The following is a 20075-nucleotide window of genomic DNA, read 5'->3' on the forward strand; positions in this document are numbered from 1 at the left end:
TAATTATCATATACACTATCAGAGAATGATTAATTAAAAAAATCGTAAATTTGCGACTGCTTATGTTACAGTATTCCAACATCCATCAAACATCGAATTTTGCCGTGCTTTCCATAAGCTACGAGAAAGCCGATGTAGAAACGAGAGGAAAGTTTGCATTCTTTGATGAAAACATCAAAAACTTTGTTTCCAGAGTCCATCAGGAAGATCTTGGAGATGCATTTGTGGTTTCCACCTGTAACAGGACCGAAATCTACACCACTTCGCCCAATTATCTTTTGGTAGCTGAAGAGTATTGCAAAACCATTGGAGTACACCTTACGGATTTTCTTCAGTTTGCCAATATCCTTACCAAAGAGGAAGCGCTGATTCATCTTTTCAGGGTAGCAGCCGGACTTGAGAGTCAGATTATCGGGGATTTTGAAATCATCGGGCAGATCAAAAAAGCATACAGCCGTTTCAAAAAAGAGAGACAAAACTCTAATCCTTATCTGGAAAGAGCCATCAATGCTGCTATTCAGATTTCAAAAAGAATAAAAAACGAAACCGGCATTTCCAATGGAGCAGCATCTGTTTCTTATGCAGCGGTTCATTATATTTTAAACAGCCAGAAAAGAATTGCAGAAAAAAACATTCTTCTTTTGGGAGTGGGTGAAATCGGGCAGAATACGGTTGAAAATCTGGTAAAGCATGTTTATCAGCCAAAAATTAAAATTGCCAACAGAACTCAGGAGAAAGCTGAAAAGATTTCCCAAAAGTATAATATTCCTCACGTTGATTATTCTGATTTTGACCAGGAACTGAGAAACACTGATATTCTGATTGTTGCAACAGGCGCCAAGCATCCTATTGTCAACCAGTCACATTTCCCGAATGGCAAAGAAACACTGGTAATTGACCTTTCCATTCCGCATAATGTTGAAAAAAATGTTACCGAAAATAAAAATGTAACACTGATTGATGTAGATGAACTTTCAAAACAGATCCAGGAAACGATTCAACAGCGCGAAAAAGAAATTCCGAAAGCTGAAAAAATCATCAAGGAACTGATGAAAGATTTTATCGAATGGGAAAAAAAGAGAAAGCTGGCTCCCAATATCCATCATTTCAAAGCGGTTTTAAAAAATATGGAACGTAATGAAATGCATAATTTTTACAAAAAAAACAAATACATCAACATCACGGACATGGAACTTTCTGACAAAATGATTCAGAAAATCACCAACCGTTTTGCAAAATATATCATTGATAATCCTTTAAAAGCCGAAGAAATTAGTAAATTAATGCACGAAATATTAGTTGAACAACCAAACAACGAATTCAATGAAAAGCATTAGAATCGGAACGAGAAATTCCGCACTTGCACTTTGGCAGGCTAGAGAGGTTGCGAGGCACCTTCAGAACAACAATTATTTAACGGAAATTGTTCCTATCGTTTCTTCTGGCGATAAGAATCTTAATCAGCCTTTATATTCTTTAGGAATTACCGGGGTTTTCACAAGAGATCTTGATATTGCCCTATTGAATGACGAAATTGATATTGCCGTACATTCTTTAAAAGATGTTCCTACGCAATTGCCTCAGCATATTGAAATGATCGCTTATCTGGAAAGAGATTATCCGCAGGATATCCTGATCAGAAAAGAATCTTCAAAAAATAAAGAGTTTCATGAACTTAAACTGGCAACCAGCAGTTTGAGAAGAAGGGCTTTCTGGCTGAGAAACTATCCTACTGCTGAGTTTTCAGATATCCGTGGAAACATTCAGACCAGACTTCAAAAACTGGAAGACGGAGATTTCGATGCAACGATACTGTCTTTGGCCGGAATCAAAAGAATGAAAATGGAAATTGATTATGAAATGCTTCCATTAATGATTTCTGCTCCATCACAAGGGGTAATTTCCGTAGCCGGACATACTGATAAACCTGAGATCAACGAAATTGTACGTCAGATCAATCATAAGCAGACCCAGGTCTGTGTAGAAATTGAAAGAAACTTCCTGAGCACTTTAGAAGGAGGCTGTACTGCACCTATCGGAGCTTTTGCAGAAATCATTGGCGATCAGATCCGATTCAAAGCTGCACTTTGCTCTTTGGATGGAAAAAACTGTATTGCTGTGGATGAGAACTTTGTCTATACTCCAGCAGAAAATTTCGGAGAAAAATTTGCAAAAGCAGTTCTTGAAAACGGAGGAAAAGAATTAATGGCAGAAATCAAAAGCCAGATCTGATATTTCAGATTGTACATTCTTCAACTGTTCTTTTTCATCTTCTTAATTTTACAGACATGAAAATCTTATTTACCAAAAATATAGACCCATCTATTATATCCAAAGAATTAGGAGAGGATATTTCAGTAGACTGTATTGAGGTAATTAAGACCAATCCTATTATGATCAGTCCTTTCGATCTGAAAAACTATTCTCTGATTTTCACCAGTGTCAACGGAGTGATGTCTTTTTTTAAAAATGGTTTTAAGCCCAATGAGGATTTTACTGCAAAAAACTACAATAAGATCTATTGTGTAGGCGAAAAGACAAAAAGAGAGTTAAGAAAACATGGCTTTGGTACATTTAAAGTACTGAAAAACGCTGAGACACTTTCCAGGTTTATCATTGGAAAATGCCAGCATGAACAGTTTCTTCATTTCTGCGGCAATCTTGCCATCAACGTTCTGGACAAGGATCTTCCACTGCAAAATATTAAATACAAAAAAGTTACGGTTTACAATACTCAGGAACTGAATCCTATAATAACTGAAAAATATCATGCTGCGGTATTTTTTAGTCCGAGCGGAGTTCGTAGTTTTGCAAAGCGAAATTCTCTGGAAGGCTTAACGTTATTTTCAATAGGGGAAACCACTTCCGTAGAGTTGAGAAATTATACGCAAGACAGAATCTATACTTCTGAAGGCAATACTCTGATATCAGTTTTTGAATTGATCAGAAAAGAAATACGAAGTAGAATTTAGATTTTTTTGCGGTAATATTAGTTAAAAGATTATGATAAAAAACGACCTATATTTAAAAGCACTTCGCGGAGAAACCGTTGAAAGACCTCCTGTCTGGATGATGAGGCAGGCTGGAAGATATCTGCCGGAATTCATTGCTTTAAGAGACCAATATGATTTCTTTACCAGATGCCAGACTCCTGAGCTTGCGGCTGAGATCACTTTACAGCCTATCCGCAGATTTCCTTTGGATGCAGCGATTCTGTTTTCCGATATTCTGGTAGTTCCACAGGCAATGGGTATTGATTTCAAAATGAAAGAATCTGTTGGTCCTTGGTTAGATACTCCTATCAGAACAATGGAACAGGTTCAGAACATTGAAACTCCGGATGTGAATGATACCTTAGGTTACGTTTTTGATGCTATTGAACTTACACTTCAGAAATTGGACAATCAGATTCCACTGATCGGTTTTGCCGGTTCACCATGGACCATTCTTTGTTATTGCGTGGAAGGAAAAGGAAGCAAAGCATTTGATATTGCAAAATCTTTCTGTTTCCAGCAGCCTGAAGCAGCTCACCTTTTATTGCAAAAGATTACAGATACTACCATTGCTTATTTAAAGAGAAAAGTAGAAAAAGGAGTTTCTGCTGTACAGATTTTCGATTCCTGGGGTGGAATGCTTTCTCCTACAGATTATCAGGAGTTCTCATGGCAGTACATCAATCAGATCGTTGAAGCATTAAGTCCGCTTACCCATGTGGTAGTATTTGGAAAAGGATGCTGGTTTGCTCTGGAAGACATGACGATGTCAAAGGCTTCTGCTCTTGGTGTGGACTGGACCATTAAACCGGAATTCGCAAGAACACTGACCAACCATACAATGACGTTACAGGGGAACTTTGACCCTGCAAGACTTCATTCAACACCTGAAACCATTAAGAAAATGGTCAAAGAGATGATCAACCGCTTTGGAAAAGACAGATATATTGCCAACCTTGGACATGGCATCTTACCTAATGTACCGGTAGAAAATGCTGAGGCATTTATCAGAGCAGTTGTTGACTGGAAACCCAATTTATAAGATTACTTCTTTTAAAATAGATAAAACCTTATAGAATGCTCTATAAGGTTTTATATTGTAAGCCTATTTTTTGATAATTTTCTTCTTCAGAACTTCATTCTTATTATCCGTAATCACAACAATATAAGTTCCCTTAGGAATATCTGACACGTCATACGAATCAGATTCCTTATCAAACGTTTTTATGCGTTTTCCAGACATATCCATAACATTGATCATTTTAACCTTATTTTGGGCAGCCATTTTAATATGAATATTATCCCTTACCGGATTTGGATATATATTTATATGATCAGCATATGAAACTTCCCCCGTTGCCAAAGCTCCACTTGTGATCATTACATTATCTACTACAACGCCGTAGGAATAATCCCCAGCGTCGTCATAAACAAATCTAAGCTTAAAAGCAGCATTAGCGTATGGAGTCAAATCTATATTGGCCGCTGTATCGTAAGCTGTTACCACATATGAAAAGGTATTAAAATCAAGATCCCAGACACCTGCATCGCCTGAAAAGGTAAAAACCTGAACCCACGAAGTTCCGTTAAAAACTTCAACTTTTAAAGTAGAGTCCAGATCATAAATCATATTGGCATAATTAAACGAAAGTTTTGGATTTGCAACTCCGTTAAGGTTAATCACCGGAGAAACCAATCTTGCATTTGCGTTAATTGCAGTTGGGCCAGCAGCATCATCGTCAAAAAAAGCTGCACCATCTGGAAAGCTGGCAAAGCCATTCTGAGTACCCACGTCCCAGTTATAAGATGTATCCGGATTTTCTACCGTCCATCCGGCTGGTAAAGAATTACTATTGAAACTTTCAGAGAAAACCTGTGCATCACATATTCCCCAGGTGGATAAAAATAAAATAAATAGTTTTTTCATAATAAAAATATTTGATGTTTATATAAAATTAACAAATTATACCTTACAAAACATAATCATACACAAAATCAATACATTACTATTCATTGTAAAAAGAAACAGAATTTTTATCTATTATTTATACCTTTATGTCTAACCTTTAAATCACATCGCATGAAAAAACTAAACAAACAAAAAATGAAAAAAATTATGGCAGGAGGAGATATCTGCCTTGAATGTGCTGAAGGATACCATCAGGTAATTATTGAAGGGCGCTGTTCATGCATTCCGGACTAATAAAAAAAGCAGCCCAACCGGCTGCTTTTCTATTTATATCAGTATCGTTATTAATTAACTCAACATTCTCTGAGCTTTTTTAACTCCCTCTACCAAAATATCAATTTCTTCAAAAGTATTGTAAACCGCAAAACTTGCCCTTACCGTTCCTGCAATATTAAAGAAGTTCATGATAGGCTGTGTACAATGATGTCCTGTTCTTACAGCAACACCCATTTTATCAAGGATCATCCCTACATCAGAGGCAATCCCCACTCCTTCCAGATTAAAGGAAACCACTCCGGTTCTTTTCGCTTTTTCACCATAGATTTTAATACCTTCCATTTCCAAAAGCTGTCTCTGAGCATATTCCAATAAAGCATTCTCATGATTCTGAATGTGAGAATGACCTATTCTGTTCATAAAATCAACAGCTGCACCTAATGCAATATTTCCTCCTACATTGGGGGTTCCTGCTTCATATTTAAACGGAAGACCTGCATAAGTTGTTTCTTCAAAAGAACAGGTTGCAATCATTTCTCCTCCTCCATGAAATGGCGGCAAAGCTTCTAATACTTCTTGTTTTCCATATAAAATACCTGTTCCCATTGGAGCATACATTTTATGACCTGAAAACACAAAGAAATCACAATCCAGCTTCTGAACATCAATATTGAAATGTGGAGCGGACTGAGCTCCGTCAATAACAATATAAGCATCAGTATTCTTTCTTGTTTTTGCAATGATCTCCTCAACAGGATTGACAATTCCCAACGCATTGGAAACCTGGTTTACAGAAACAACTTTTGTTTTTTCACTTAAAAACTGATCAAAATAATCCATCTGAAGGATTCCGTTTTCATCAATAGGAATCACGCGAAGCTTTGCTCCCGTTCTTTCGCAAAGCATCTGCCATGGAACAATATTAGAATGGTGTTCAAGATATGAAATAATAATCTCATCATCTTTCTTCAGTTTCTGCGTTAAAATATAAGCGATAAGGTTCAGCCCTTCTGTTGTACCTTTTGTAAAGATAACTTCAAAATCATGTTCAGCATTGATGAATTTCTGGATCTTTCTTCTTGAAAGCTCCATTTCTTCAGTAGCCAGCTGACTTAGCGTATGAATTCCCCTATGAACATTGGCATTAATTTCGGTATAATATGCGTGACAAACTTCCAAAACCGAATTTGGCTTTTGAGATGTAGCTGCATTGTCCAGATAAACCAGTGGCTTACCATTCACTTCTCTATCCAATATAGAAAACTGGCTTCTTATTTCCTGAATGTCAAACATTTATTTATTTTTTATAAAATTAAGACGTTCTTATTTAGAACTCTTCAAATTTACATAAAATCATTTAAATTATTAATTTAAAATACAATCAAAAAGAGTCGATTATTTTTAAATTTATAATTTTTCATCAAAACAGGTTCCCAATATAATGATGATAATGACTATGCCTAACCCTGCAATAATTGAATAAGGATTTGCAAAATTAATCGTCCATCCTAAAAATTTTGTTTGTTTTGGAGGAAACAATCTTTTATCTTCTTTATTATAGTAAAACAGCCCGAATTTCCAATAACCTGGATCAGTAAAATCTTTTTTACTATTATTTATATCCGTTTTTTTCATTTTAATACACTGCTTTTAAATCGCACTGAAATAATTTTTTACAAAAAAAAATCTACCAATAAATTGATAGATTTTATGTTGTGTATTAAATAAGCAATTCTTATTCTGCAGATTTTTCTTCTGTTGTTGGAACGTCAGGAGACTGAGTTGCAACTTCTTCTGCTTCCTCTTCATCTTCATCATCCATTGCTGCTGCACCTCCTTTCATTGCATTTCTAGACATCTTAACAGCAACTACTACTGCGTTGTCAGGGTGCATGAAAGAATATCCTTCTGTTTTGATACCACCGATGTAAAGTTTGTTACCAATTCTTAATGGAGTAACATCTACAACGATTTCGTCAGGTAGGTTAGCAGGAATAGCTTTTACTTTCAGTTTTCTGAAAGACTGACGCAAAACACCACCAGCTACAACACCTTTAGAACGTCCTGTAATTCTTACCGGAACTTCCATGATAACCGGCTTGTCATCAGATAACTGATAGAAGTCAGCGTGAAGAATTTTATCAGTGATTGGGTGAAACTGAATATCCTGAAGAACAGCTGGAATTGTTTTTCCGTCAACTTCAATAGATACCGTGTGTGCTTCAGGAGTGTATACTAATCCTTTGAAAGCTTTCTCTTCAGCAGAGAAGTTTAAAGGTGCTTCACCTCCATAAACAACACAAGGAACTAATTCAGCATCACGTAAAGCTTTTGTAGACTTTTTGCCCACGCTTTCTCTTTTTGTACCTTGAATTGTAATAGATTTCATTTATAAAAATTTAAAAAATTGTTTTTAATTTCAATTTGCAAACCACTTAAAATCAATTAAATAACAAACTTACTGCTAATTGATTTATGCTCATGAACCATAGTCATAACATCCGCAAATAATGGGGCGCAAGATAGCACTTTTATTTTAGATGACAAATTATTTTTAACAGGAATTGAGTCAGTTACAATAACTTCCAAAAGTTTTGAGTTCTCAATATTCTCGTAAGCCTTACCTGAAAGCACTCCATGAGTAGCCATAGCTCTTACAGTTTTTGCTCCTTTTTCAATTAAGATATCTGCTGCTTTGCAAAGTGTACCAGCAGTATCAATCATATCATCAATAAGGATTACGTTTTTACCTGTTACATCCCCGATAAGGAACATTTCTTCCACAACATTTGCTTTTTTTCTTTCCTTATAAGCAATTACTACTTCAGCGCCTAAGTGGCCTGCATAGTTTTTAGCTCTTTTTGCACCACCCATATCCGGAGAAGCAATGGTAAGATTATCAAGGTTCAAAGATCTGATGTGGTCTACGAAAATAGTTGAAGCATACAGATGATCTACCGGAATTTCGAAGAATCCCTGAATCTGATCTGCATGCAGGTCCATTGTCATGATTCTTGTAGCTCCCGCTGCTGTTAGAAGGTTCGCAACTAGTTTTGCACCGATCGGCGCTCTTGGTTTGTCTTTTCTGTCCTGTCTGGCAAGTCCGAAGTAAGGAATTACCACGGTGATGCTCTTTGCAGAAGCTCTTTTTGCTGCATCAATCATTAGAAGAAGCTCCAAAAGATTGTCTGCAGGAGGGAATGTAGATCCAATCAGGAAAACTCTTCCTCCTCTTACAGATTCATCCAAAACAGGTTCAAATTCCCCGTCACTGAATTCCTGAAAGTTGATTTTTCCTAATTCTTTCCCATAATTCTGGGCAATTTTCTCTGCCAAGTCCCTGCTGGTTCTTGTACAAAATAGATAACTTAACTGATCGGCCATTTTTACTTTTTAAAAGATTTTGCAAATTTAAAAAAAAACCACAAGATTTACTCCTGTGGTTTCTAAGTTTTTATTTTATCAATTATTAAGGGAATTTAACTCCTGAATATTTGTTCGGGTCTACCTGCGGAAGTGTAGATCTGTATTTTGCATTAATAGATTTAATAAATTCATTAGCAACAATACCATATCCACGTCCTGTCAGGTGAACACCGTCTAAAGAGAAAGCTCCCCCTGTAACGAATTTGGCAGAGTATTTCACTCCATTAAATATAATTCCGGACTGTCCGTTAAGCTCCACCATTTTAGCATTAGCATCTACAAATGCCAATCCGTATGAATCTGCAAGTGATTTTATAGAACCGTTGTAAGCATCTGTTGCAGTTTTCACATAACCGGCTTCAGTTTTTGTCAATACATGCTGGTTCTGCAATGGATAAGAAATTCCATAAACATTTACCGGAGCTGGTACATTCGGCGCATTAGTTCCGATTAAAGAACTTGTAGTAAGAAGAATATAATCATCTTTTGTAGCCTGTCTTGCCTGTCCGAAAATCTGCCCGAAAACGGTTGCAGTAGGTAGCCCTAAAGAAGGAGTAAGAGCTGCAGTAAGCTGAGCTGATAAATCTGTAAGGGCAACATCTTTAATCAATACCGGGTTAGGATCTGTTGTGGAAAGCAAATTAATTCTATCTCCGGCACCAAAAGCAGTAAGTGCCTGCTTCAAAGGACCATAAAGACTGGTATTAAGAGCTGTTAAGTTAGCTCCTAAAACAGCAGGTGTCAATGGATTATATGGCACTGTTGTAAAGAAAGGAACCGATGTAACATAAGGAATATTTGCCACCACTCCTTTTGTTGTCCCAACGCTCTTAAGTCCGTCAAGAACCGCTTTTATAGAACCGGCTACTACCGCCGGATCAGAAATATCATTTGATTTATACGTTGCTGGATTGGTATTTCCGGTCTGAACTGTAGCAGCAGTATATGTTGTAACTCCAGCTACCGTCTGAGAATTTGTCCCTCCATTGGTAGCATATGATAATACATCATTATTCCCAATCCAAAGTGAGAAGAAAGTAGCTTTTTGGGCCATAGCATCCGCAAGAACACTGGTTGTTGCAGAAGAAGCGAATCTTACAAAATAAGGATTAGCCGTTCCTGTTGCCAGACCCGCCTGGCTGCCATATCCAGGGGCAATCAGATGGAAAGATTTTGCTCCCGGAACTCCCATATTCTGATAAGGCCCCCCAGAAGTTACATTATCCAAGGCTCCCGCCGGCGCACTTGGCACAGGTGCTAAAGATCCGTTAACCACCTGTAATGTCAGTTTTCCTGAAAATCCGGGAAGGTTATTAAATCCACCGATATCATTAGGCATCAAAGGCTGTTTAAAATCTCCTCCACCCGCAAGTTTCATCTGTGCAGCAATCATACTTGGATAAGATTCATTCTGACCACTGTTGTACAATGCACCATCACGATATCCTGAAGTAAGTGAATTTCCTAAAGAGATATATTTTGAAAAGTCTGCATCACCTTTTGTTACCGGAATATCTTTCACATCCGTATCGAAATCCGTATTACAGCTTGTTACCGTAAAAAGAAGTGCAGAAACTGCAATTGTCGATATTATAATTTTTTTCATAGTCTTCTAAAATTAAAAAGGATTATAAGATAAACCTAGACCCAGATAGAAAGCAGTTGCTTTTGACTGGCCTTCAAGTCCTATATTAACATTGTTTACCTTTCTGTACTGAGGCATTGCATATCCTCCTGCAACATCAATTCCGAACTGCTTAAACTTGAAACCTACCCCACCTGTAACAACATACGTGTCATATGAAGGAGTTTCCGGAATAAAATTATCAGTAGTGTAAGGTGCTTCATCATAATAAGCTCCCAAACGTCCATAGATCATATTGGTGAAAGCATATTGAGTCCCCAGTCTGAATGTCTTAGAGTTTTTGAAGTTCTTAGGATTGGTAAGAATAGTAGGATCTGATGGATTGTTTCCAATAGGTGCATTTTCGAAATCCAGGGTCAGCTTACTGTATCTCTCCCATCCATGATAGTTAAAGTCTGCAGAAACCTGCCATTTCGGTGTCACTTTATAGGTTAAACCAATAGTATATTCTTCAACCAGTGGCAGCATTGCTGAGAATCCGTCCTGTCCGGCCGCATTCAATTTCAGCTGATTATAAACAGACTGTGATGGGAACTGGAAGGTAGCTGTTCCATTTTTAGCTTTCATATCTACCGGTGAACGGTAAGCAATACTTACATCTAATTTAGGATCAGGTCTGAAATAGAAACCGAATCCATATCCGTGTCCGCTTGCTTTTTTATCATTGATGTTAACTTTTCCGTCAAATTGGGTAACAGCTTTATCCCAATCCACTACTCCTCGTGCATAAATATAGCTCGCTCCGAAAGCAAGCCATGGAGCCAGCTTCACAGAAATCATAGGCTGGAAGTAGAAACTTTTCAGCTCCAGCTTCTGTACCAATTCTTTACCTTCCCAGTTATCAGGCCATTTGATGGTACTTCCAAAAGGAGTGGTAACACTAAGACCTACGGTAAGTTTTTCTATGGGTCTATAAGTAATCGCTGCATAAAAAGGAGTTCCTACAGGGTTATCTGTTTCCGCACTTTGTAAAGTATTGAAATTCTGAAAAGTAACCTTATTACTTGCAGCAAACCCTCCTGCCACTACACTCAGTTTGGAAGGGATAAATGACATACCCGCCGGGTTGAAGAATGTCACACTCGCATCTTCGGCATGAGCACTAGTATGCGCCATTGCCAATTGTTTTACCCCCTGCAGGGAAACTCTGAAGCCTCCTGCGTAAGATAGAACGCCCGCCAATAAAGCAGTTGATACTAATATTTTTTTCATAGACTATTATTATATAAGCCAAATATAAAATTATTTTGAATACGTCTGTTAATATTTCCTAATATTTTAAACAATATACCAAAAGAAAACTATGTTTAAAATAATATTTCAAAAAAATCAAAACACAAACCAATCATTATGAAATAATTATGAAAAATAAGAAAAGATATGTATTACACTGTTTAATTTCAAACAAGTGTTTAACTTAAAGTATATTCACCACCAAAAGGGATTATAGAAATATAAAATAATAAGAAATGTTAATTTTTAGAAGAGCTCTGTTAAAATAAAAAAAATATATGCACTACGATTCCTTCTACAGCACTTCTTATCCCGCATCTCTCTTCCATTCTCTCTTAAAATATAGAAATGTTTTCTTCTGAATTCAGCTTATTTAAGTATTTTAGAATCACATAAAGATAAAAATACATAAATTTGCAGATTATAAATAATAGTAATATGAGTTGTGGATGTAAAACATCCGGCGATTCTGCACATTCTTGCGGACCTAAAAAAACCGCAAATGGCTGTGAAAATGTAAATACCTGCGGGAATAGTTATAAATTAAGTGTTTTTGACTGGCTTTCTAACATCAACAATCCAGCACCAAACAGGTGTGATTTTGTAGAAGTTAGATTTAAAAATGACAGAAAATCGTTTTATAAGAATGTAAACAATATTCCTTTACATATCGGCAGTGTAGTTACAGTAGAATCAAGTCCGGGACACGATGTAGGCGTTGTAAGCCTTACGGGAGAATTAGTAAAGATTCAGATGAAAAAGAAAAAGTTTTCTGAAGAATCAGCACTCAAAATATACAGACAGGCCAACCAAAAAGATCTTGAGGTATGGCAGGAAGCAAGAAAAAAAGAAGACGGCGTAAAGCTTGAGGCAAGAAAAATCGCTCAAAGGCTCAGCCTTGAAATGAAAGTAACTGATGTTGAATATCAGGGTGATGCTTCAAAGATTACGTTTTATTACACCGCCGACACCCGGGTGGATTTCAGGCAGTTAATTAAAGATTATGCCGGAGCTTTCCGTACTAAGATCGACATGAAACAGATTGGTTTCAGACAGGAAGCAGCCAAAGTAGGCGGAATAGGATCTTGCGGACGTGAGCTTTGCTGTTCTACATGGCTTACAGATTTCAGATCCGTAAATACCAATGTTGCCAGATATCAGCAGCTGAGCATTAACCCTCAGAAACTGGCAGGACAATGTGGTAAGCTTAAATGTTGTCTTAACTATGAGCTAGACAGCTACCTGGACGCATTAAGTGACTTCCCTTCTTCTTCGACGACCCTGGAAACTGAAAAAGGAAAAGCTTTTTGTATCAAAATTGATGTTTTCAAAAAGAAAATGTGGTTTGCTTACGTGGAAAGTTCCATTGCATGGTATGATTTTGATATTGATCTGGTTAAAAAATTGATTTCAAAAAATAAAAGAGGAGAAAAAACACTTCCTCTTGAAGAACTGAAGCAGCCTGAAACTTCTATACACACTATCGATCTGATCCAGGAAAACAATGTAGATCGTTTTGAAAAGAAAAACAGAGGAAACAGAAATAGAAACAATCAGAATAAACAACACAACGGGAACCAACAGGGACAGGGTCAAAAAAGAAACAAACCGGAAAGAACGGAAAGATCTGAAAAAACAGAAAACCTGAATGCTCATTCCGGAAATCAGCCTAAAGCACAAAAACAGCATCCACAGCAAAAAGCAGCTGTAGAGAAAGTAGCGGGCAGTACTGACGCTGATAAAAAACCACAAAACAACCCGAACAAGAAAAAATTTAAAAAGAAATATCCTCCAAAAAAAGATAAAAATGCGTAAAATTTTAGGATTATTTTCCCTTATCCTTTTCTTTAGCTGTACCTCTTCCTCAGGAGAAGACATCATTATGAATTCCGTTGATAACAAGTGGAATAAGAAAAGTGAGCAAAAATTTAATCTTGAGATTTCAGATCCGCAGAATCCTAAAAATATTATATTTGTTGTAAGAAATAATAACAGTTATCCATACAGCAACATAAGGTTTATTGTAAATTTCACCAATCTCCAGAACAAAAAAAAGGAGACAGACACCTTAAATTATGTATTGGCAAAGCCAAACGGAGAATGGCTTGGTACAGGCTTTGGTGATACGAAAGAAACTTTGTTTCAGTATAGAGTTAATTACAGATTTCCAGGAAAGGGAAAATATGAAATTGGACTGATCCAGGCGATGAGAAACGATAACCTTCCGGGAATTGAGGATATTGGGATAAAAATAGAAACGGCTAAACCGTAACCATAAATGGAAGAGAACAAAAAAAATGCAGGAAACAAGGGGAAAACATTTCCTCTGCCTCCCAAGAAAAAGAAAGATACCTCCTGGAAAAAATGGGTCTCATTTATTTGGATCGGACTCATTGCAGTAGTTTTGGGGATTTCAGGACTTTTCTTTGCGGTTTCCCAAGGTTTCCTTGGAGAAATGCCTGATGTAAAAGAGCTTGAAAATCCGGACATCTTTGTCGCTTCTGAGATTATTTCTTCAGATGGAGTCACTCTGGGTAAATTCGAAAAAGAAAAAACACAGCCTATCGTTTACAAGGATCTTCCTCCTTTTCTTATTTATGCACTTCAGGCTAAAGAAGACGAGCGTTTTAAAGAACACTCAGGAATCGACTTATATTCCGTAGCCAGAGCCGTAGCTTATGGCGGTGGACGTGGAGGTGGTTCTACCATCACTCAACAGCTTGCCAAGCTTCTCTTTACTGGAAACGCCTCTCAAAATAAGTTTCAGAGAGCATTCCAGAAGCTAAAGGAGTGGGTTGTAGCAGTAAGTTTAGAAAAAAGATATACCAAAGAAGAAATTATTACTCTTTACTTCAATAAATTCGATTTCCTTTTCAATGCCAATGGTATTGAAATGGCTTCAAGAGTTTACTTCAACAAAAAGACTTCTGAACTTACACTGCCTGAAGCCGCTACATTTGTGGCAATGCTTGAAAATCCAAGAAAAAATAACCCTTACAGATATCCTGAGAAGGCCAAGGAAAGAAGGAATGTAGTATTAGACCAGATGCAGAAAACCGGATATATTGATGCCGCAACATATGAAAAAGCAGCCAATACTCCAATAGAAGTAGATTTCCACCCTATCAAGACCATCACTGACGGATATTCTGCCTATTATAAGTTTTATCTGAGAAAAGAGATTGATAAATATCTTGAGACTCACGAAAAAGAAACCGGTAAAAAGCTTAATCTTTATAAAGATGGCTTAAAAATATATGTTACCCTTGATTCTAAAATGCAGAAATATGCAGAAGATGCAATCAGGGAGCACCTGACTGACCTGCAGAAAAGATTTGATGCAGAACAGAGAGGAAGAAAGAACAGACCTTTCTATTACCTTAATGATAAACAAATCAATGATGTGATGGTTCAGGCTATGAAAAGAACCGGCCGTTACAAGCTTCTGAAAGCGGATGGAATGCCTGAAGACTCTATCATGATGGAATTCAAGAAACCAATTAAAACTTCACGATTTACGTGGAATGGAGAGGAAGAAGTTGAAATGTCCCCTTGGGATTCTATCAGATACCACAAACAAATTGCACAGGCAGGCTTAATGTCTATGGTTCCGGGAACCGGAGAGATTAAAGCCTGGGTAGGAGGTATTGACTGGCAGCACTTCCAATATGACCATATCAAACAAGGTAAGAGACAGGTAGGATCCACATTCAAGCCTTTCGTATACGCAACAGCGATTATGAAACTTGGAATGACACCTTGCTCCACTGTTTCCAACGGAACTTATGATCATAACGGATGGCATGTACCAGGAAGAGGAGGAATGCTTACCTTAAAGGACGCATTAGCTCACTCACAAAACCCTGTTGCAGCTAGACTTATTGAAATGACAGGAGTAGACGCTGTTATCCAGACAGCAAGAGATCTGGGCGTAACAGAAGATATCCCAAGAAACAATACAATTGCTCTGGGTTCATCCGATATTACCATCTACGAAATGCTAGGGGCTTACAGTACATTTGCCAACTATGGGAACTACATTAAACCAGAAATGATCTGGAGAATTGAAGATGCCAACGGCAGAGTAATCAAAGAAGTAAACGTAGAGCCGAAAGAAGTAATGAACCCAATGTATGCTTACACCATGATTGAGCTCATGAAGGGAGTAGCACAATTTGGAACTGCTTCCGGGGAGCTGGGAAGAAAAGGTATATCTAAGGCAGTGGAAATTGCAGGTAAAACCGGAACAACTCAGAACAACTCTGATGGATGGTTTATGGGAATTACTCCTAAATTAGCAACCGGAGCATGGGTTGGATGGGAAGACAGAGCAACTCACTTCTTTGGAACGGGTGAAGGTCAGGGAGCGAAGATGGCTTTACCGATCTGGGCTATCTTTATGAAGAAAGTATGGGCAGATAAGAGTTTAGGAATCACTCCTGATGATAAGTTTGTAAAACCTTCAGACTGGAAAGACGGATGTTCAAACCTTAAAGGTCTGAGTGGAGGATATGGAGATGATGGAAGTCTTCAGACTATCGATGAGATTAAGAATCCAAGGCCAGCAGATCCGACCCCGAAAAAAACGACAGAAAAGAAAGAGGATAATATCAATGAAAACCTTCATTCTAATGATGAAGTAGATTTCAATAAATAAATTCTCTTTTAGAAATATACAAGACCTTTCAGATTATTGAAAGGTCTTTTCTTTTATATTTAATACCTTTGAAGCATGAATATTGAACATATCAGACAACCCTTTATCGAACATTTTCCGGGAGATTTTTCCAACAACCCCATGCAGAGAAATACTCCAAAGGTTTTATTTTCCACCATTAAACCGGCCGGCTTTGAAAAACCTGAACTGATCGCTTTTAACGAAGTCTTATCAGAAGAAATAGGCCTGGGAACATATGACGATAAAGACCTTGATTTTCTGGTGGGAAACAATCTTCCTGAAAATATTCAGACCTACTCCACAGCATACGCAGGGCATCAGTTTGGAAACTGGGCGGGACAGCTTGGGGATGGAAGAGCTATTCTTGCCGGTGAAATCACAAACGATGCCGGCAAAAAAACAGAAATTCAATGGAAAGGTGCTGGAGCTACCCCATACTCCAGACATGCTGACGGAAGAGCCGTGCTAAGGTCTTCCCTGCGCGAATACCTGATGAGTGAGGCTATGTATCACCTGGGAGTTCCTACGACAAGAGCATTAAGTCTCGCCTTTACAGGAGAAGATGTAATGCGTGATATAATGTACAATGGAAATCCAAAGCTGGAAAAAGGAGCTGTGGTTATCAGAACAGCAGAAAGCTTTCTTCGTTTCGGACATTTCGAGCTGATGTCCGCTCAAAGAGAATACAACAGCCTGCAGGAACTTGCTGATTTTACGATCGAAAACTACTTTCCTGAAATCACATCATCAGACCACCGAAAATACAGAGATTTTTTTGAAAATATCTGTACCCGTACGGCAGACCTGATGGTTGAATGGTTCAGGGTCGGCTTTGTACATGGAGTCATGAATACGGATAACATGTCTGTTTTAGGATTAACCATTGATTACGGACCTTATTCTATGATGGATGAATATGATTTGAATTTCACACCCAATACGACAGACCTTCCTGGAAGAAGATACGCCTTCGGAAAGCAGGGCCAAATTGCCCAGTGGAATCTCTGGCAGCTTGCCAATGCCCTTCATCCCTTAATCAAAGATGAAAAATTTTTAGAAGACACCCTAAATCATTTCGGAACCTATTTTTGGGAAGCCCACGATAAAATGCTTTGTAAAAAGTTTGGTTTCGACCAAATTCAGAAAGATGATGAGGAGTTTTTCACCAACTGGCAGGGATTAATGCAGGAGCTCCAGTTGGATTACACCCTGTTTTTCAACAAATTGGAGACCGTAACTCTTTATACCGATGTAAAGGAGCATTTTAAAGATATATCCTATACTTTTTTAAATGAAGAGATGATAAAAAAACTCAGCAATTTTATTGCCGGTTATGAAAAAAGATTGACTTCAAACTCAATTTCCAAAGAAGATTCAATAGCAATCATGAAAGAAACAAACCCAAAATTCATCCTAAGAAACTACCTTCTTTATGAATGCATAGAAGAGATCAGTAATGGTAAAAAAGAAATGCTGGAAAAACTAACCAAAGCATTAGAATCTCCTTATCTGGAACTCTATCCTGAGTTTTCAATCAAAAGACCATCCGGGTATGATGACACTGCAGGATGCTCTACACTTTCATGCAGCTCATAGGAATTTAACAACAAATACCATATATAACTAATACATTTTCATAACATTGATATTTTTACTATATTTAGAGAAATTTTTAATTATGAAAAAAATTGTATTTTCTTTAGCATTAGCATCATGCTTTTACAGTAATGCCCAAACCCTTCTTTCAGAAAGTTTCGAAGGAGCGACATTCCCCCCAACAGGTTGGACCAAGTCCAATACAAACACGTCAAGAGCCTGGGACCTAACCAGTACTGTTTTTTCCGGCACTTCCGCTTCCTCTATTGAATTAAAAACAAGATTTACTATTGCTGGAACGAATTCCGCTACCATTGACTGGATTTCAGGAGCCAATACAGCAAATCTGGTAAGTCCTACATTTAGTTTAGTGGGAGCAACAAGCCCAGTCTTCAGCTTCAAGGTAAAAGTAGGATGGGGCTATATGATCAGCCTGAACAAGGGTAATCTTCTGGCACAGATCTCAACAGATGGCGGAACCAGCTGGACCACTCTTTGGAATGAAGACACTGAAGCAGGATTTACTGATGATGGTGATGGCAATGTAGATACTGATTTGTATAATACTGTAACTGTACAAAGAAGTCTCTCCTCTTATATTGGACAAGCCAATGTAAAAGTAAGATTCCAGTATGTTGCAAATGATGCTGACGCAGTTTCAATTGACGATGTACAGGTTACAGCCAATGGAACACTTGCTACCAATGAAATTTCAAGATCAAATAATAATCTTTCTATTTATCCTAATCCTACAAAAGGAGAAATAAATATCAAAACAGATAATAAAATCAAATCTGCAGCAGTATTTGATATGAGCGGAAAATCTCTGCTTAACAAAGGTTCTGAAGGATTAAATATTTCTTCACTTCCAAAAGGAACTTACTTACTAAAAGTAGACTTCTCAGACGGAACTTCCAAAACCGAAAAAGTAATCAAACAATAACAAACCTTTATACAAACTTTTATAACCACCTACTTTGGTGGTTTTTTTATTTTACTTTTGCAAAAAAATCGCACGTGTCTTTTATTAAAACAAAAATCATCAATTTTTTTAAACTGATTTTCCCTTCCACCTATACTGAATTGGCGGTTTTTCTGTTCTTTATTATCTGCTATGGGATTTTAGGTTCCTATATTGCGGTTCATTATAGAATAATTTTTGACAGCAGGATTCCATGGGACGCTTACTTCAGTTTTGATAACAAGTCTATTCTCATGACGGGAGGGAGCTTCGAAAGACATCCTCTATCCTATTATTTTTTCAATTGGGTAAGAGAGTTTTCGTTATATATTTCAGGCGGAAAAATGGATACAAATTTCAGACTCACACTGGCATGGCTCAGCAATATTATCATCACCCTAAATATTGTCCAGGTTTTTAAATATTTAAAAAACATTATCAGCCTGCCTTTGTGGTTAAGCATATTCATTATTATTTTTTTTGGAACGTTTTCAACCAACATTATTTTATCATTTACTCCTGAGAATTTCACATACACTCTATTCTTACTGTCATTATACAACTACTATGCAGCCATAAAACTCAGAAAAGAAGAAAGAACACCGGCAATTGCTCTTTCCCTGGCAGGAATCACCATTGGCGGGCTTACTGTTACCAATTTTGTAAAAGTTTTTATCCCTTTACTTTTTGAGAAAAATCTGTTCAGCAACTGGAAAAAATTCGGAAACGCAGTCTTCAGAGTAATTGTTGCTGCCATTTGTTTTATACTCCTTTATTTGAATAGAATTGATTTTAAATATCAGAATATTTTTTCGAAGACTAACCAGCAGTATGAAAAATTTTCGAACGTAGAATCCATGCCTACATGGGATATGATCATTTCATTCTTTTTTGGAGGTAATATCCTTTTCCCGGGATTTATTATGTCAGACAAGCATAATATGAAAGGGTTCAATTTCAAAGGGCTTTATATGGATCTTTATTCATCCACCTTTCCTTACCTTTTTATAACAATTTTACTACTACTGATATGTTGGAGTTATCTTAAAAATTTCAAAAACAAATGGGTCCAGGTGATTGCCATTTCATTTTTGGTTGATATCATCATCCACTGTGTGATGAGGTTTGGACTTCATACTTCCTATATTTATGGAGGACATTTTGTTTTTGTATATCCACTATTGTTGGGATGGTTATTTTACGCTTACAGATCATCACCAAAAATAATATCATTTTTAACATTAATCCTGGTTGTATTATTCACTTATCTGCTTTTTAATAACATCTTTAGAATGACCGAATTCTTTTGGTTTATGGAAAATTATTACCAATAAAAAGAGCGGAGAAAGTTTTTCTCC

At 37.2% G+C, this 20075-nt stretch carries 18 protein-coding genes; 11 read left to right on the forward strand and 7 right to left on the reverse strand.

What is annotated here, in order from left to right:
• Positions 1–62: 62 nt before the first annotated feature.
• Genes hemA through hemE form a run of 4 tightly spaced genes read left to right on the forward strand, consistent with a single transcriptional unit; the run spans position 63 to position 4035 of the window.
• Positions 63–1337, forward strand: a complete 1275-nt coding sequence (gene hemA / locus CRS_RS07290) for a glutamyl-tRNA reductase (RefSeq protein ID WP_142723409.1) — start codon at positions 63–65, stop codon at positions 1335–1337.
• Positions 1324–2232 (forward strand): hydroxymethylbilane synthase, encoded by a 909-nt coding sequence (hemC, locus tag CRS_RS07295; protein ID WP_142723410.1) that lies wholly within the window; start codon positions 1324–1326, stop codon positions 2230–2232. The genes hemA and hemC overlap by 14 nt, the downstream gene beginning before the upstream one ends.
• Before the next feature lie 56 nt (positions 2233–2288).
• On the forward strand, positions 2289–2972 hold the full coding sequence (locus CRS_RS07300) for a uroporphyrinogen-III synthase (protein WP_142723411.1): 684 nt from the start codon (positions 2289–2291) through the stop codon (positions 2970–2972).
• A gap of 31 nt (positions 2973–3003) precedes the next feature.
• Positions 3004–4035, forward strand: a complete 1032-nt coding sequence (gene hemE, locus CRS_RS07305) for a uroporphyrinogen decarboxylase (RefSeq protein ID WP_142723412.1) — start codon at positions 3004–3006, stop codon at positions 4033–4035.
• A gap of 63 nt (positions 4036–4098) precedes the next feature.
• Here hemE and CRS_RS07310 read toward each other — a convergent pair whose 3' ends face one another.
• The gene (locus CRS_RS07310) at positions 4099–4920 is read right to left on the reverse strand and encodes a T9SS-dependent choice-of-anchor J family protein (protein WP_142723413.1); all 822 of its coding nucleotides are present in this window, start codon (positions 4918–4920) and stop codon (positions 4099–4101) included.
• A 153-nt stretch (positions 4921–5073) separates the two neighbouring features.
• On the opposite strand from CRS_RS07310, the gene CRS_RS07315 reads away from it, so the two are divergent.
• The gene (locus CRS_RS07315) at positions 5074–5196 is read left to right on the forward strand and encodes a GNAT family acetyltransferase (RefSeq protein ID WP_142723414.1); all 123 of its coding nucleotides are present in this window, start codon (positions 5074–5076) and stop codon (positions 5194–5196) included.
• 54 nt (positions 5197–5250) lie between these two features.
• Here the strand turns inward: CRS_RS07315 and CRS_RS07320 are convergent, their stop codons facing one another.
• From CRS_RS07320 to CRS_RS07345, 6 genes are all read right to left on the reverse strand, one after another.
• A complete protein-coding gene (locus CRS_RS07320) occupies positions 5251–6471 on the reverse strand; it encodes a cysteine desulfurase (protein WP_142723415.1) in 1221 nt (406 codons plus the stop codon).
• 114 nt (positions 6472–6585) lie between these two features.
• The gene (locus CRS_RS07325; RefSeq protein ID WP_142723416.1) at positions 6586–6813 is read right to left on the reverse strand and encodes a DUF5808 domain-containing protein; all 228 of its coding nucleotides are present in this window, start codon (positions 6811–6813) and stop codon (positions 6586–6588) included.
• Positions 6814–6913: 100 nt separating this feature from the next.
• Positions 6914–7567 (reverse strand): 50S ribosomal protein L25/general stress protein Ctc, encoded by a 654-nt coding sequence (locus tag CRS_RS07330; protein WP_142723417.1) that lies wholly within the window; start codon positions 7565–7567, stop codon positions 6914–6916.
• 56 nt (positions 7568–7623) lie between these two features.
• Positions 7624–8562, reverse strand: a complete 939-nt coding sequence (locus CRS_RS07335) for a ribose-phosphate pyrophosphokinase (RefSeq protein WP_110009120.1) — start codon at positions 8560–8562, stop codon at positions 7624–7626.
• Positions 8563–8647: 85 nt separating this feature from the next.
• On the reverse strand, positions 8648–10210 hold the full coding sequence (locus tag CRS_RS07340) for a G-D-S-L family lipolytic protein (protein ID WP_142723418.1): 1563 nt from the start codon (positions 10208–10210) through the stop codon (positions 8648–8650).
• Between the two features lie 12 nt (positions 10211–10222).
• Positions 10223–11461 carry an OmpP1/FadL family transporter gene (locus tag CRS_RS07345; protein ID WP_142723419.1) on the reverse strand — a complete coding sequence of 413 codons (1239 nt, stop codon included), beginning with the start codon at positions 11459–11461 and terminating at the stop codon, positions 10223–10225.
• Between the two features lie 459 nt (positions 11462–11920).
• On the opposite strand from CRS_RS07345, the gene CRS_RS07350 reads away from it, so the two are divergent.
• The 6 genes from CRS_RS07350 to CRS_RS07375 all read left to right on the forward strand — a co-directional run bounded on the left by CRS_RS07350 (position 11921) and on the right by CRS_RS07375 (position 20051).
• Positions 11921–13297, forward strand: coding sequence for a regulatory iron-sulfur-containing complex subunit RicT (locus CRS_RS07350; protein ID WP_142723420.1), 1377 nt, complete (start codon positions 11921–11923; stop codon positions 13295–13297).
• A complete protein-coding gene (locus CRS_RS07355; protein WP_142723421.1) occupies positions 13290–13754 on the forward strand; it encodes a gliding motility lipoprotein GldH in 465 nt (154 codons plus the stop codon). Before CRS_RS07350 ends, CRS_RS07355 begins: the two co-directional genes overlap by 8 nt.
• 6 nt (positions 13755–13760) lie before the next feature.
• Positions 13761–16139, forward strand: coding sequence for a transglycosylase domain-containing protein (locus CRS_RS07360; RefSeq protein WP_142723422.1), 2379 nt, complete (start codon positions 13761–13763; stop codon positions 16137–16139).
• Positions 16140–16214: 75 nt separating this feature from the next.
• Positions 16215–17756 (forward strand): YdiU family protein, encoded by a 1542-nt coding sequence (locus CRS_RS07365; protein ID WP_142723423.1) that lies wholly within the window; start codon positions 16215–16217, stop codon positions 17754–17756.
• Positions 17757–17838: 82 nt separating this feature from the next.
• The gene (locus CRS_RS07370) at positions 17839–18699 is read left to right on the forward strand and encodes a T9SS type A sorting domain-containing protein (RefSeq protein WP_142723424.1); all 861 of its coding nucleotides are present in this window, start codon (positions 17839–17841) and stop codon (positions 18697–18699) included.
• A gap of 74 nt (positions 18700–18773) precedes the next feature.
• A complete protein-coding gene (locus CRS_RS07375; RefSeq protein ID WP_228451201.1) occupies positions 18774–20051 on the forward strand; it encodes a DUF6080 domain-containing protein in 1278 nt (425 codons plus the stop codon).
• Positions 20052–20075: the final 24 nt, after the last annotated feature.

The organism is Chryseobacterium sp. ON_d1, from assembly GCF_006829085.1.
In the GTDB taxonomy this organism is placed as follows: domain Bacteria; phylum Bacteroidota; class Bacteroidia; order Flavobacteriales; family Weeksellaceae; genus Chryseobacterium.

Bases quoted from the DNA above. Each gene is read 5' to 3' on its own strand.
- CRS_RS07345 (WP_142723419.1), bottom strand. From the start codon at position 11,461: ATGAAAAAAATATTAGTATCAACTGCTTTATTGGCGGGCGTTCTATCT.
- CRS_RS07330 (WP_142723417.1), bottom strand. From the start codon at position 7,567: ATGAAATCTATTACAATTCAAGGTACAAAAAGAGAAAGCGTGGGCAAA.
- CRS_RS07340 (WP_142723418.1), bottom strand. From the start codon at position 10,210: ATGAAAAAAATTATAATATCGACAATTGCAGTTTCTGCACTTCTTTTT.
- CRS_RS07350 (WP_142723420.1), top strand. From the start codon at position 11,921: ATGAGTTGTGGATGTAAAACATCCGGCGATTCTGCACATTCTTGCGGA.
- CRS_RS07315 (WP_142723414.1), top strand. From the start codon at position 5,074: ATGAAAAAACTAAACAAACAAAAAATGAAAAAAATTATGGCAGGAGGA.
- CRS_RS07310 (WP_142723413.1), bottom strand. From the start codon at position 4,920: ATGAAAAAACTATTTATTTTATTTTTATCCACCTGGGGAATATGTGAT.
- CRS_RS07325 (WP_142723416.1), bottom strand. From the start codon at position 6,813: ATGAAAAAAACGGATATAAATAATAGTAAAAAAGATTTTACTGATCCA.
- CRS_RS07300 (WP_142723411.1), top strand. From the start codon at position 2,289: ATGAAAATCTTATTTACCAAAAATATAGACCCATCTATTATATCCAAA.
- CRS_RS07355 (WP_142723421.1), top strand. From the start codon at position 13,290: ATGCGTAAAATTTTAGGATTATTTTCCCTTATCCTTTTCTTTAGCTGT.
- hemC (WP_142723410.1), top strand. From the start codon at position 1,324: ATGAAAAGCATTAGAATCGGAACGAGAAATTCCGCACTTGCACTTTGG.
- CRS_RS07365 (WP_142723423.1), top strand. From the start codon at position 16,215: ATGAATATTGAACATATCAGACAACCCTTTATCGAACATTTTCCGGGA.
- hemE (WP_142723412.1), top strand. From the start codon at position 3,004: ATGATAAAAAACGACCTATATTTAAAAGCACTTCGCGGAGAAACCGTT.
- CRS_RS07370 (WP_142723424.1), top strand. From the start codon at position 17,839: ATGAAAAAAATTGTATTTTCTTTAGCATTAGCATCATGCTTTTACAGT.
- hemA (WP_142723409.1), top strand. From the start codon at position 63: ATGTTACAGTATTCCAACATCCATCAAACATCGAATTTTGCCGTGCTT.
- CRS_RS07320 (WP_142723415.1), bottom strand. From the start codon at position 6,471: ATGTTTGACATTCAGGAAATAAGAAGCCAGTTTTCTATATTGGATAGA.
- CRS_RS07360 (WP_142723422.1), top strand. From the start codon at position 13,761: ATGGAAGAGAACAAAAAAAATGCAGGAAACAAGGGGAAAACATTTCCT.
- CRS_RS07335 (WP_110009120.1), bottom strand. From the start codon at position 8,562: ATGGCCGATCAGTTAAGTTATCTATTTTGTACAAGAACCAGCAGGGAC.